Source organism: Nitratireductor sp. J20-h4, from assembly GCF_056780505.1.
Map to the genome: position 1 here is coordinate 2,257,874 of NZ_CM165557.1, position 12,743 is coordinate 2,270,616.

At 66.2% G+C, this 12,743-nt stretch carries 9 protein-coding genes; 6 read left to right on the top strand and 3 right to left on the bottom strand.

Going from position 1 to position 12,743, the window contains the following annotated elements; all coding sequences use genetic code 11:
* The first annotated feature begins 96 nt into the window (after positions 1-96).
* The 4 genes from ACT2B0_RS11030 (at position 97) to ACT2B0_RS11045 (ending at position 6,730) form a co-directional block, all read left to right on the top strand.
* Complete coding sequence (locus ACT2B0_RS11030; RefSeq protein WP_473464646.1) at positions 97-1,677, top strand: trimethylamine methyltransferase family protein; 1,581 nt, start codon at positions 97-99, stop codon at positions 1,675-1,677.
* 141 nt (positions 1,678-1,818) lie between these two features.
* Positions 1,819-4,395: a GcvT family protein gene (locus ACT2B0_RS11035; protein ID WP_473464650.1), complete on the top strand. Its 2,577-nt coding sequence runs from the start codon at positions 1,819-1,821 to the stop codon at positions 4,393-4,395.
* 63 nt (positions 4,396-4,458) lie between these two features.
* Complete coding sequence (locus ACT2B0_RS11040) at positions 4,459-5,217, top strand: NYN domain-containing protein (RefSeq protein ID WP_348117568.1); 759 nt, start codon at positions 4,459-4,461, stop codon at positions 5,215-5,217.
* Between the two features lie 133 nt (positions 5,218-5,350).
* Positions 5,351-6,730 (top strand): M24 family metallopeptidase, encoded by a 1,380-nt coding sequence (locus ACT2B0_RS11045; protein ID WP_473464653.1) that lies wholly within the window; start codon positions 5,351-5,353, stop codon positions 6,728-6,730.
* On the opposite strand, the gene ACT2B0_RS11050 is transcribed toward ACT2B0_RS11045, so the two are convergent.
* A complete protein-coding gene (locus tag ACT2B0_RS11050) occupies positions 6,700-7,533 on the bottom strand; it encodes a phosphate/phosphite/phosphonate ABC transporter substrate-binding protein (RefSeq protein WP_473464655.1) in 834 nt (277 codons plus the stop codon). The two genes, ACT2B0_RS11045 and ACT2B0_RS11050, sit on opposite strands and share 31 nt — an antisense overlap.
* A 49-nt stretch (positions 7,534-7,582) precedes the next feature.
* Positions 7,583-8,593 carry a fatty acid desaturase gene (locus ACT2B0_RS11055; RefSeq protein WP_473464658.1) on the bottom strand — a complete coding sequence of 337 codons (1,011 nt, stop codon included), beginning with the start codon at positions 8,591-8,593 and terminating at the stop codon, positions 7,583-7,585.
* A 186-nt stretch (positions 8,594-8,779) separates the two neighbouring features.
* Between ACT2B0_RS11055 and ACT2B0_RS11060 the strand changes: the two genes are divergently transcribed.
* The gene (locus tag ACT2B0_RS11060) at positions 8,780-9,640 is read left to right on the top strand and encodes a helix-turn-helix domain-containing protein (RefSeq protein WP_473464660.1); all 861 of its coding nucleotides are present in this window, start codon (positions 8,780-8,782) and stop codon (positions 9,638-9,640) included.
* Positions 9,641-9,689: 49 nt separating this feature from the next.
* Complete coding sequence (gene bmt, locus ACT2B0_RS11065; RefSeq protein WP_473464661.1) at positions 9,690-10,709, top strand: betaine--homocysteine S-methyltransferase; 1,020 nt, start codon at positions 9,690-9,692, stop codon at positions 10,707-10,709.
* 148 nt (positions 10,710-10,857) lie between these two features.
* Here bmt and ACT2B0_RS11070 read toward each other — a convergent pair whose 3' ends face one another.
* On the bottom strand, positions 10,858-12,693 hold the full coding sequence (locus ACT2B0_RS11070) for a vWA domain-containing protein (protein WP_481658392.1): 1,836 nt from the start codon (positions 12,691-12,693) through the stop codon (positions 10,858-10,860).
* Positions 12,694-12,743 lie beyond the last annotated feature (50 nt).

The following is a 12,743-nucleotide window of genomic DNA, read 5'->3' on the forward strand; positions in this document are numbered from 1 at the left end:
GTCGCATTGCTTGCCCTTCTGGTCGCCGCCTCCCCATTCGATCCGGCCGGGATGAGCGACAATGCCCTCTACCGTGAAACAATGCCGGAGCGTCGCATGAGCCTTGAAACCCCGCCGCCTTCTCCCGCAGCATCCGGCGAGCGCGGACGGCGCGGCGGACGCGCGGGCAAGCGCGCGGGACATGCGGCGGCGGGCATCGATCAGCCGCCCTTCCGTCAACGCACCCTGCCGTTCCAGCCGACGGCGCTGCTGTCGGACGACGAACTGGAATCGATCCATCTCGCCTCGCTGCGGGTTCTCAAGGAAATCGGCCTCGACGTGCTGCACGACGAGGCGCGCGCGCTGATGAAGAAGGCCGGCGCCGATGTCGCCCCGGGATCGGCGCGGGTGCGCTTCGACGCCGACATGATCATGGAGCATATGGCGCATTGTCCGCCGGAATTCACGCTGCACGCCCGCAATCCCGAACACAATGTCCGCTTCGGCGGCAACAACGTCATCTTTTCGCTGATGGCCTCGGCGCCCAATTGCTGCGACACCGATTCCGGTCGCAGGCCCGGCAACCAGGTCGATTATCGCAACCTGATCAAGCTCGGGCAGCAGCACAACATCATCCAGTGCACGGGCGGCTATCCGGTCGAGCCGATCGACATTCACCCGTCGGTGCGGCACCTGGAATGCATCCGCGATCTCGCGCTTCTGACCGACAAGGCGTTCCACATCTATTCGCTCGGCAAGGAGCGCAATCTCGACGGTATCGAGATCGCCCGCATCGCGCGCGGCGTCTCCCGCGACCAGCTTCTGGACGAGCCCTCTACCTTCACGATCATCAACACCAATTCGCCGCTCAAGCTCGACATCCCGATGATGGAAGGCATCATCCAGATGGCGGGCGCCGGCCAGGCCGTCATCGTCACGCCGTTCACGCTCGCCGGCGCGATGGCCCCGGTCACGGTCGCCGGCGCGCTGGTTGAACAGAACGCCGAGGCGCTGGCCGGTCTCACCTTCGCGCAGATGGTGAGGAAGGGAACGCCGGTCGGTTATGGCGGTTTCACCTCCAATGTCGACATGAAGTCGGGCGCGCCCGCCTTCGGCACGCCGGAATATATGAAAGCCCAGCTCGTCGGCGGCCAGCTCGCGCGGCGCTACAAGGTCCCCTACCGCACCTCCAATGTATGCGCGGCCAACACGGTCGACGCCCAGGCCGCCTATGAAAGTGTGTTCTCACTGTGGGGTGCGATCCAGGGCGGCGGCAATCTTCTCATGCATGGCGCCGGCTGGCTCGAGGGCGGGCTGCAATGTTCCTACGAAAAGCTGATGCTCGACATCGAGCTCTTGCAGATGGTGGCCGAATTCATGACCCCGCTCGACCTGTCTGAGGACGCGCTCGGCATCGAGGCCATGCGCCAGGTCGGTCCGGGCGGGCATTTCTTCGGCACCCCGCACACCCAGTCGCGCTACAAGACCGCCTTCTACGCGCCGATCATCTCCGACTGGCGCAATTACGAGAACTGGCAGCTCGCCGGCAGCCCGACCGCGATCGAGCGCGCCAACACGCTGTGGAAGGAACGGCTCGCGGCTTACGAAAAACCGCCGATAGACCCGGCGATCGAGGAGGAACTCAACGAGTTCGTCGGCCGCCGCATCGCCGAGGGTGGCGCCCCGACGGATTTTTGAGGCGCGTATCGCCATGCCGAACCTCGCTGAAGCCCGCTTGGAGCGGGTGTCACTTCGAAAACGCGCCTCCCACCATCGCGGCGTGCGCCAGCATCATCCTTCCCGCCTGAATCATCCTGCGAGAAACACAGGACCAAGATCATGAAATCACACGTCAAAGCGGTTGTGATCGGCGGCGGCGTCGTCGGCTGCTCGGTGCTCTACCACCTGGCACGGGCCGGCTGGACCGACGTGATGCTGATCGAGCGCTCGGAGCTCACCTCCGGCTCGTCCTGGCATGCCGCCGGCGGCTTCCACACGCTCAACGGCGATCCCAACGTGGCCCGGCTCCAGGCCTATACGGTCCAGCTCTACAAGGAGCTGGAAGAGCTGTCCGGCCAGTCCTGTTCGCTGCATCTGACCGGCGGCGTGATGATGGCCGACACGCCCGAGCGCATGGATTTTCTGCGGCTCGCCCACGCCAAGGGCCGCTATCTCGGCATGGACACCGAACTGATCACCCCGTCGGAAGCCAAGGCGATGTTCCCGCTGATGGACGAGACGAATTTCGTCGGCGCGATGTGGGATCCGGTCGAGGGCCATCTCGACCCCTCCGGCACCACCCACGCCTACGCCAAGGCGGCCAAGAAGCTCGGCGCGGAGATCGTGCTCAGGAACCGCGTCACCGAGCTGGCCCAGGAAGCGGACGGCACCTGGAACGTGATCACCGAGCAGGGCACGGTGAAGGCCGAGCACGTGGTCAATTGCGGCGGGCTGTGGGCGCGCGAGGTCGGCCGCATGGTCGGGCTCGAACTGCCGCTGCTGGCCATGGAACATATGTATCTGCTGACCGAGCCGATGCCGGAGGTGGAGGCGTTCAACCGCGCGACCGGGCGCGAAATGGTCGGCGTGCTCGACTTCAAGGGCGAGATCTACACCCGCCAGGAACGCAACGGCATCCTGCTCGGCACCTACGAAAAGGCCTGCAAGCCCTGGTCGCCGCAATCCACGCCGTGGGAGTTCGGTCACGAGCTCCTGCAGCCCGACCTCGACCGCATCGCGCCGTCGCTGGAAATCGGCTTCAGGCATTTCCCCGGCATCGAAAAGGCCGGCATCAAGCAGGTCATCAACGGGCCCTTCACCTTCGCCCCCGACGGCAACCCGCTGGTCGGCCCAGTTCAGGGGCTGACCAATTATTGGGTGGCGTGCGCGGTCATGGCCGGGTTTTCGCAGGGCGGCGGCGTCGGTCTGGCGCTGTCGAACTGGATGGTCGACGGCGATCCGGGCTTCGACGTGTGGGGCATGGACGTCGCCCGCTTCGGCGAGTGGGCGAGCCTGCGCTACACCAACGCCAAGGTGCGCGAAAACTATTCCAGGCGCTTTTCGATCCGTTTTCCCAACGAGGAGCTGCCGGCCGCCCGGCCCGCCCAGACGACGCCGCTCTACGACGTGATGGTGCGCGACAACAACGCCGTCATGGGCGATTCCTGGGGGCTGGAGACACCGCTCTGGTTCGCGCCTAAGGGCACGGAAGCAAAAGATATCGTCTCCTTCCACCGCTCAAACGATTTCGAGCATGTCGGTCGCGAAGTGCGTGCCGTGCGCGAGCGCGTCGGCGTGACAGAGATCGCCAATTTCGCCAAATACGAGGTCACCGGCCCCGGCGCGGAAGACTTTCTCAACCGGCTGATGACCAATCGCATGCCGAAGGCGGGACGCCTGGTGCTGACCCCGATGCTCAACGAGTTCGGCAGGCTGATCGGCGATTTCACCATCGCCAAGGCCGGCGACGAGCGCTTTATGATCTGGGGATCCTCGGCCGCCGCCATCTATCATATGCGCTGGTTCGAAAAGCACCTGCCCGAGAACGGGTCGGTGCGTATCCACCGCTTCGACCAGACCCTGGTCGGGCTGTCGATCGCCGGGCCGCGCGCGCGCGACGTGCTGCAAAAACTGGTCGACGAGGATGTCTCCAACGCCGCCTTCCGGTTCATGGCTTTCCGCGAGATGGCGGTCGCCGGCGCGCCCTGCATGGTCAACCGCGTCACCTATACCGGCGACCTCGGTTACGAGATCTGGATGCCGCCGGCCTATGAACGGCTGGTCTATCAGGCGATCAAGGACGCCGGCGCACAGCACGGCATCGCCGATTTCGGCATGCGCGCCCTGCTGTCGATGCGGCTTGAAAAGAACTTTCCGACCTGGTTCCGCGAGCTCCGGCCGATCTACGGACCATTCGAGGGCGCGATGGAGCGTTTCGTCAAGCTGGAAAAGAACGACTTCATCGGCCGCGACGCGGCCGCGAAGGAGGCGAAGGGCGGCCCCGCGCTGCGGCGGGTCTCGATGATCGTCGATGCGCTCGACGCCGACGTGATGGGCGACGAGCCGGTCTGGGCGCGCGTCAAAGGAAAGGATTTCGGCACGGTCGAGCCGCCACACGGCTACGGCGCGCCGCGTTTCGACGCCAGCGGGACGGAGACCCGGCTCTCCAAGGCCGATCACGGCGCCTCGTCGGTGCGCGGCATCCACGACGGCGACTGGAGCGTGGTCGGCTGGGTGACGTCGGGCGGGTATGCCCATCATGTCGGGCTGTCGATGGCCCAGGCCTACATACCGGCGGCACTCGCCGACCAGGAAAGCGAAAACCTGTTCGAGATCGAGATCCTCGGTCACCGGCGGCCGGCGCGCATCACGGTCGAGGCGCCGTTCGATCCCGGCGGCGACAAGATGAGGGGGTAGCGACGCGGGCGCAACTGGTGTCTGTTGCGCCTTCAAACCGGACCCGACTCGATGGACGCCAGCATGACCAAAGACACACGCTCGCCCCGCCTCGCCGTACTGATCGACGCCGACAACGCCTCGGCACGGATCGCCGACGGCCTGTTCGAGGAGATCGCCAATATCGGCGAGGCCAGCGTGCGGCGCATCTATGGCGATTTTTCCGGCACACGCTCCAAGGGATGGGCCGACGTGTTGGCCCGTCACGCCATCATTCCGCAGCAGCAATTCGCCTACACGACCGGCAAGAACGCCTCCGACATCACGCTGGTGATCGACGCCATGGATTTGTTGCACAGCGGCCGGTTCGACGGTTTCTGCCTGGTGTCGTCAGACAGCGACTTCACCCGGCTCGCCGCCCGCATCCGCGAACAGGGCGTGGACGTCTACGGTTTCGGCGAACGCAAGACGCCGGAGAGTTTCCGCCAGGCCTGCCGCCGTTTCATCTACACCGAGAACCTTTTGCCGGGCGCCGCCGCCAATCAGGAGCCTGACGCCGAAAAGGCCAAACCGCTGCAGCCGCCGAGCGCCGCGACCCCGATCATCACCAAGGTGATCGAGCAGATGGACAGCGACGATGGCTGGGTGCCGCTGGGCGCGGTGGGCACGCATCTGGCCAATCTGGCGTCCGATTTCGATCCGCGCACCTACGGATTTCGCAAACTGTCCGACCTGGTGCGCAAGACCAACGCCTTCGACATCGACCATCCCGAAGGCGGCGCGCTGCGCATCCGCATCAAGCCGGAAGGCAAGGCCGCCGGCGGGCGGGCGAAACGGGCCTGAACCCACGGCACGCGGCAGACGCCCGCGCCATCGCGTGCCGGCGTGTAAAAAGGTCCGAATCCGGGTAGTTCATGTCGGCTTTGCGCATTGCCGCGTGCCGAAAGTGCCGCCAGTCTCCTTGTCAGGAGGAGACATGGAAACTTCTGATCCCAAAGGTCTTTTCGGCCGGCATCGCAAGATCATGCCGTTTTCGCCGGACGATTCGGCGATCGCCGGCCAGCCCGATGCGGCTTTGGTGCGCGCCGCCCGCGACAAGGCTGCCGCGCTTAACCAACATGTGCTCGGCTACGGCGCGCTCGCCGAAGCCGAATGGGCGGCCGTCGGCATTCCGGCACCCGACCTGGCGGCCATGCGCACCTACCGGCTCGAGCGCATCCGTGCCGAGCTCGCACGCCGCGACTATGCCGGACTGCTCGTCTACGATCCTGTCAACATCCGCTACGCCACCGATTCCACCAATATGCAGCTTTGGGTGACGCACAACGCCACCCGCTTCTGCTTCGTGGCGACCGACGGTCCGGTGATCCTCTACGATTATCACCACAGCGAACATCTGTCGGACCATGCCGGCGTGGTCGACGAGGTCCGGCACTGCCTGTCGACGATCTTCATGTATGGCGGCGATTTGATCGACGAGCGCATCGGGCGCTGGGCCGACGAGGTCGCCGCCCTCGTCGCCGAGACCTGCGGCGGCAATCGCCGCATCGCCATCGACTGCCTGCAGCCCGGCGCCCATGCAGCACTGATCGCGCGCGGCATCAAGGTGCATGACGGCCAGCAGGTGATCGAGCGCGCCCGCGCGGTCAAGTCCGTCGACGAGATCGTGTGCATGCGCCGCGCGGTCGTGGCCTGCGAGCGCGCCATGGCCGAGATGGAGGCCGGCCTGCGCCCGGGCATGAGCGAAAACGACCTGTGGGCGCTGCTCCACCACGGCAACATCGTGCGCGGCGGCGAATGGATCGAGAGCCGGCTGCTGGCCTCGGGCCCGCGCACCAATCCCTGGTTCCAGGAATCCTCCGCGCGTATCATCGAAGCCGGCGACCTCGTCGCCTTCGACACCGACCTGATCGGCCCGTACGGTTTTTGCGCCGACCTGTCGCGCACCTGGCTCGCCGGCGACGGCGCCCCCACCGACGAGCAGCGCGCGCTCTACCGGATCGCCGCCGACCAGGTCGCCTACAATATGGACTTGTTGCGGCCCGGCCTGTCGTTCCGCGACTTGTGGGAGACGGCGAAATCCCTGCCGGCCGACTGCCTGCCCAACCGCTATGGCTGCCTCTATCACGGCGTCGGACTGTGCGACGAATACCCGACCATTCCCTATCGCGACGACGTCGAGCCCGACATTCCCGCCAACGAGACATTGGTGCCGGGCATGGTGTTGTGCGTTGAAAGCTATACCGGCCGGCTCGGCGGCCACGAGGGCGTGAAGCTGGAAGAGCAGGTACTGATCACCGAGACCGGGTTCGAAACACTCTCCGCCTACCCGCTCGACGCGCGGCTGAACGGCTGATCCGGCCCGCCGGCGGCGAGCGCGCCGGCTATGCGCGCGTGCAGGGGCGCCAGCGCGGCGGCGGAAATATAGGGCAGGCCCGGGCGCCGACCGGTCCAGCCGACCGGGACGAGGCCGGCGGCGGCCGGCTCGAACCGTTTCGCCAAATGCCAGCTCCGGCAGTCGACGGCGCAAAAATCCGCCCGGCCCGCGGCGACGGCCTCGATCGAGGCGCGGTGGCCGCCGGTCTCGATACGGTCGCCAAGGATGTCGAGGCTTTCGCCGGCGGCAGCAAGGTCGCGGGCAAGCGCGATCAGGCCGGACATCGACGCGGTTTCGTTGAAGGCCAGCCGCCGGCCCCGCAGCCGCTCGAGCGGCAGCACGGCACCGCCCTCGGTCGGCGCGGCGACGGGATCGGCCTCGCCCCGGCGCATCAGGATCGCACTCGAATAGAATGGGCCGGCCCCGCCCTCGAAGGCGGAATAGTCCGGCTGGCCGACGACGCCGACATGGGCGGCGAGCCCGGTCGCCTCCATCGGGCCCCAGCAGGTCTGGGCAACAAGCAGGCGCGGGTGGCGCCACAGCGTGGCGAAATCGAGCCCGTCCGGCGGCAGGGAGGCCGGATCGGGCGCGATCGGCGCCCCGGCCGCGTCGCGGATGCCGCCCGGCACGGCCGACATGTCGGCATTGCGCCGCACGAGCTGCGCCGGCGCATCCACGCCGGCCGCGCGCAGCCGCCCGGCCAGCGCCGCCCATTGGGCGTCTGTCTCGGAGCGGACCTCGGGCCAGTCATACATCGGCAGGGCGGCGATAAAGGCGCTCATCGTCTCTTATGCGCAAGGCGAAGGTCGGCGCGCAAGTGCCGGAAAGGATTCACTCCTTCGGCGGCCTGGCGGGCACCAGCGATGTTCCGGCGATACCGCCGACACCGCGACTGCGCTGACGCGGGCGAAAGGCGCGACCCGGCTCGGGCGCCCGGCGCAGCGCCGGGTGGACAACCGGTTCCTTCGCCCGGAAGGCGAAGCTGCGGAACAGTGCGAAATAGTTGGGAAAGACGTAGCCCTCGTTGAGGTCGATCCATTCCCGGCGCCGTTCGGCAAACAGTTTCGGCAGCCGGTACCACGGCGCCTGCGGCAGCGTGTGGTGGACGAGATGCAGGTTGTTGTTGAGAAAAAGCAGCGCCAGCGGCGAGCGCTCGACAATGATGGTGCGCCCGTCGGGCCGCTCCGACCATTGGTGCTCGGCATAGGTTCTAACCGAAATCAGCGCCTGGCCGATCCACACCGGGCCGACGACATAAAGCCAGAGCGGCATGTCGAAAAGGAAGACGATCACCGGCGCCACGGCCACCAGCCCCGCCGCATGCAACAGCCAGGCCCGGCGCACCGCGCGTGCCCCGCGCAGCATCAGCCCGGCTTCGGTGACGAAAAAGCCGATGCTGCCGAGCCAGGGGTTGAGCAGCAGGCGCCCGACCATGGTGTTGTTGACGCGCAGCAACAACTTCATCGCCGCCGGCATCGCCTCATAACGCCACAGGGCCTGATAGTAGCTTTCGGGATCGTCGAACGGGTCGGTCAGCCGCGCGTCGGCGTGATGGCGCAAATGGATCGAGCGAAAGCGCCGATAGGGCCACACCAGCCCGAGCGGCAGGAAGACCAGCGCCTCGTTGATGCGCGCATTGCGGGTTGGATGACCGTGACAGACCTCGTGCATCAGCGACGCCTGCAGCGCCAGAACGATACCGAGCAGGACGATGGCGATCGCCGGCCAGGCCGGCCACACGAGCAGGCCGATGCCGAGCCAGGCGCCGTAGCAGATCACGATCAGGGCCAGGGTCGGCCATTCGACGGCGCCCAGGCCACCGCGAGCGTCTTGCGTTTTCATTCCTGTCAATTGCCTTTGCTGCGGAATTGATCGATTCCTGACATCAAACTGTCAGCAGCGATTGTTGCCGGCAATGCGATAATGCGCACGAACTGTTTATATTGCGCACCTTGTCTATCTGATGTTTACTATTGTAAACAGCACTGGACCACGAAGACCGACAACAGCCGGGCGAGGCGAACGGCCATGGACAAGCGCGATCTTTCCGGACAGTTCCGCGAGCGGCTGAAAGCACTGGTCCAGCGCTCCGGCGCCAACCAGTCCGCCTTCGCCGCCAGTGTCGGCATCGACAGATCCGCCCTGTCGCAGCTTCTTTCCGGTGCCACCACCCGGCTGCCGCGCGCGGAAACCCTGATGAACATCGCCGAGCGCCACCGGGTGTCGCTCGACTGGCTTTTGGGGCTGAGCCAGGACGAAGGCCTGACCGGAGAAATCCGCGAGACGTTCGAGATCGAGGAAAGCGGCGGCGGCTTCGACCGCACGCTTTTGGCGAGATGGCACGCCGAGGCGGCGGGCACCAAAATCCGCTACGTGCCGGCCGGCCTGCCCGACCTTTTGCGCACCGACGCGCTGATCGAGTACGAGGCCAACATCACCAGCCGCAGCCGCGAAAGCCAGTACGACGAAACCCAGTACCGGATCGACTATACGCGCCGCCCGGAGACCGACATGGAAGTGTGCATGCCGCGCCACATGCTCGACATCTTCGCCGCCGGCATGGGGGTGTGGAACGAATTTCCCGAGCGCCTGCGTCGCGCCCAGCTCGAACACATGGCCCGCCTGCTCGACGAGCTTTATCCCGCCTTCCGGCTGTTTTTATATGACGGGCTGGCGCGTTATTCGATCCCCTATACCATCTTTGGCCCCTACCGCGCCGCGATCTTCGCCGGCGACATGTACCTGGTCCTGAACGCCACCTCCGCGATCCAGACGCTGACACGCCATTTCGACAACCTGATCCGCGCCGCAATCATCAACCCGCACGAGGCCGCCGCCTACGCGGCCGCGCTGGCTGGCCCGCGATCCGGCCCGATTGACGCAATATAAGGAATTCTTTATATCGTTATATAGGTTCCTTCATCCCGAAAGTCGACCGATGCTCAACCCGATCGAGGCCCTTCTCGCCGAAAAGGGCGTGCTTCTCGCCGACGGCGCCACCGGCACCAACCTGTTCGCCATGGGGCTTCTGTCGGGCGAGGCGCCGGAGCTATGGAACGAAACCGAGCCCGACAAAATCACCGCCCTGCACCGGGGTTTCGTCGAGGCCGGTTCCGACATCATCCTGACCAACTCCTTCGGCGGCACCCGCCATCGGCTGAAACTGCACCGGGCCGAGGACCGCGTCTTCGAGCTGAACCGGCGCGCGGCCGAGATCGCCCGCGCCGTCGCCGACAGTACCGAGCGGCGGGTGATCGTGGCCGGCTCGGTCGGGCCGACCGGCGAGCTTTTGCAGCCGCTCGGCGCGATGAGCTATGCAGAAGCCGTCGAGGCCTTCGCCGAGCAGATCGAGGGGCTGAAGGCGGGCGGCGCCGAGGTCGCCTGGATCGAGACGATGTCCTCACCCGACGAAATCCGCGCCGCCGCCGAGGCCGCGATCCGCGTCGGCCTGCCCTATAGTTTCACCGCCTCCTTCGACACCGCCGGCCGCACCATGATGGGGCTTGCGCCCTGCGACATTCACGGCGTCGCCTCGGGCCTCGCCGAAGCCCCGCTCGGGGTCGGCGCCAATTGCGGCGTCGGCGCCTCCGACATCCTGGCCTCGCTGTTCGACATCACCGAAGCCGATCCGGCCGCGACCGTGATCGTCAAGGGCAATTGCGGCATCCCCGAATTCCGCGGCTCCGAAATCCACTACTCCGGAACGCCGGAGTTGATGGCCGATTATGTGCGGCTTGCCGTCGACGGCGGCGCGAAGATCATTGGCGGCTGCTGCGGCACCTCGTTCGAACACCTGGCCGCCATGCGCAGCGCGCTGGACGCGCATCAGCGCGCCGAGCGCCCGAGCGTGGATCAAGTGGTGGCGCGCATCGGCCCACTGCGCAACAAGACCGCCGACCAGAGCGGCCAGGCGGCAGGCGGCGAAGGCCGCCGGGAACGCCGCCGCGTGCGCGGCTGATAAACCGGCCTGCAGGCCAAAGACGACCCTCTTGCCAGCGAAAAAGGCCGGCGGGAGCAAAATCCCGCCGGCCTGCCTCACCCGCCCAAAGGGACGCCGGGTTGCTGCCCCAAGCCACTGCAGCATGCAAGCGGCGTCCCGATCGCCCTCACCGCTTGGAGGCATCGAGCGCCGAGGCCAGGCGCACGAGCTGGAGGAACTCCGCGCGGTAGCCGAACGGGTCGGCGCCGCGCGCGGCGGCGGCGATTTCAAGAATGCGGTCGTAGCCGAAATCGGCGGTCTGGTCCGCATCGCGCAGTTTCTGGCCGAAGGCGGCGACGGCGACCGAAAACCGCTGGTCGTCGCTGGCCGCGCCGAACCGGGCAACCTCGTTGGCCGCCGTCACCGGCGTCTCGATCAGCTTGGACACATCCTCGTCCGGCAGCTTGTAGCGGATCTTGACGAAGGCATATTCGTCCGCATTGGCGATGCCGGCATCGTTGTCGGCCTTGGCCTCGCCATAACGCAGATCGTCGATCATCTGCGCCGGGCTGCCCTTCGGGGTGATTTCGTAGATCGCGGTCACGGCGTGGCCGGAGCCGATATCGCCGGCGTCGACCCGGTCATTGTTGAAGTCCTCGCGCTTCAGCGCCCGGGTCTCGTAGCCGATCAGCCGGTATTCGGCGACCGCCTCGGGGTTGAACTCGACCTGGATCTTGACATCCTTAGCGATCGAAAACAGCGTCGAGCTCGCCTCCTGCACCAGCGTCTTTTCCGCCTCCGCCAGCGTATCGATATAGGCGGCGGTGCCGTTGCCGTTCTGGGCGATGGTCTGCATCATCTGGTCGTTGTAATTGCCGCGCCCGAAACCGAACACCGACAGGAACACGCCCGACCGGCGCTTGGCCTCGATCAGCCGCTTGAGATCCTCGTCCGAGCTCTGGCCGACATTGAAATCGCCGTCGGTCGCCAGCATCACCCGGTTGACGCCACCTTCGACGAAACTCTCCTGGGCCAGGCGATAGGCCTCGCGCAGCCCCGCCTCCCCGGCCGTCGAGCCACCGGCGCCCAGCCGATCGAGCGCGCCCAGGATCTTGGCCTTCTCCGATCCCTTGGTCGGTTCGAGCACGGTTCCCGCACTGCCGGCATAGGTCACGATCGAGATCGTGTCGTCGCCATCCATGCGCTCGACCAGAAGCCGGAAGGCCGATTTCAGAAGCGGCAGCTTGTCCGGCGCGTTCATCGAGCCCGAGGTGTCGATCAGAAACACCAGGTTCGATTTCGGCTCCGCCGCCGGCGCCACGTCGTAGCCCTTGATCGCCACATGCATCAGCTTGGTGTGATCGTTCCAGGGCGTCGGCATCACTGTGACGGTCGAATTGAACGGCGTTTCCGCGTTCTGCGGCCCCGTCCAGTCATAGTTGAAATAGTTGATCATCTCCTCGACCCGAACCGTGTCGGCCTGCGGCAGCGCGCCGTTTTTCAAGGTCGCGCGGGTAAAGGCGTAGGACGCGGTGTCGACATCGATCGAAAATGTCGAGACCGGATTTTCCAACGCCGACCTGACCGGGTTGGTGTCGAACGCTTCGAGCCGGTCACGGTCTTCTGCCGGAACCGGCATGGCGTCGGGCGGCGCCACCACCGAAGGCGACGGCGGCGCGGCATAACGTTTCTTGGCCAGCGCGTTCGCACCGCCGCGCAGGTCGCGCGTTCCGCCGCCAAGCGTCTGCAACGTGCCGACCGGCGGCGCGGACAGGGTCGAATCGAGCGCGATTTCGGCCTCCTCGCGCGGGCTGGCCGGCGCCGGCTCGAAAGCAAGCGAACGATTGTCCTCGCCGGCCTTTTCATCGTTAAGACCGAGCAGGCCGCCGCCCGTTTCCTGCACGGCCGTGTCCTGGCGCAACGCGAACGGACCGTCATTCATCAGATAATAGGTGGCATAGCCGGCGACCGGCAGCGCCAACAGGCTGGCGATCACGGGCGTGGAAAGGAATTTGCGGTCCATGAGGCGGCTCCAGATTTTTTGTGTTCCAGAGCTTTGACGCCGCCTATCGG

Bases quoted from the DNA above. Each gene is read 5' to 3' on its own strand.
- ACT2B0_RS11070 (WP_481658392.1), bottom strand. From the start codon at position 12,693: ATGGACCGCAAATTCCTTTCCACGCCCGTGATCGCCAGCCTGTTGGCG.
- ACT2B0_RS11060 (WP_473464660.1), top strand. From the start codon at position 8,780: ATGGACAAGCGCGATCTTTCCGGACAGTTCCGCGAGCGGCTGAAAGCA.
- bmt (WP_473464661.1), top strand. From the start codon at position 9,690: ATGCTCAACCCGATCGAGGCCCTTCTCGCCGAAAAGGGCGTGCTTCTC.
- ACT2B0_RS11040 (WP_348117568.1), top strand. From the start codon at position 4,459: ATGACCAAAGACACACGCTCGCCCCGCCTCGCCGTACTGATCGACGCC.
- ACT2B0_RS11045 (WP_473464653.1), top strand. From the start codon at position 5,351: ATGGAAACTTCTGATCCCAAAGGTCTTTTCGGCCGGCATCGCAAGATC.
- ACT2B0_RS11030 (WP_473464646.1), top strand. From the start codon at position 97: ATGAGCCTTGAAACCCCGCCGCCTTCTCCCGCAGCATCCGGCGAGCGC.
- ACT2B0_RS11035 (WP_473464650.1), top strand. From the start codon at position 1,819: ATGAAATCACACGTCAAAGCGGTTGTGATCGGCGGCGGCGTCGTCGGC.
- ACT2B0_RS11055 (WP_473464658.1), bottom strand. From the start codon at position 8,593: ATGAAAACGCAAGACGCTCGCGGTGGCCTGGGCGCCGTCGAATGGCCG.
- ACT2B0_RS11050 (WP_473464655.1), bottom strand. From the start codon at position 7,533: ATGAGCGCCTTTATCGCCGCCCTGCCGATGTATGACTGGCCCGAGGTC.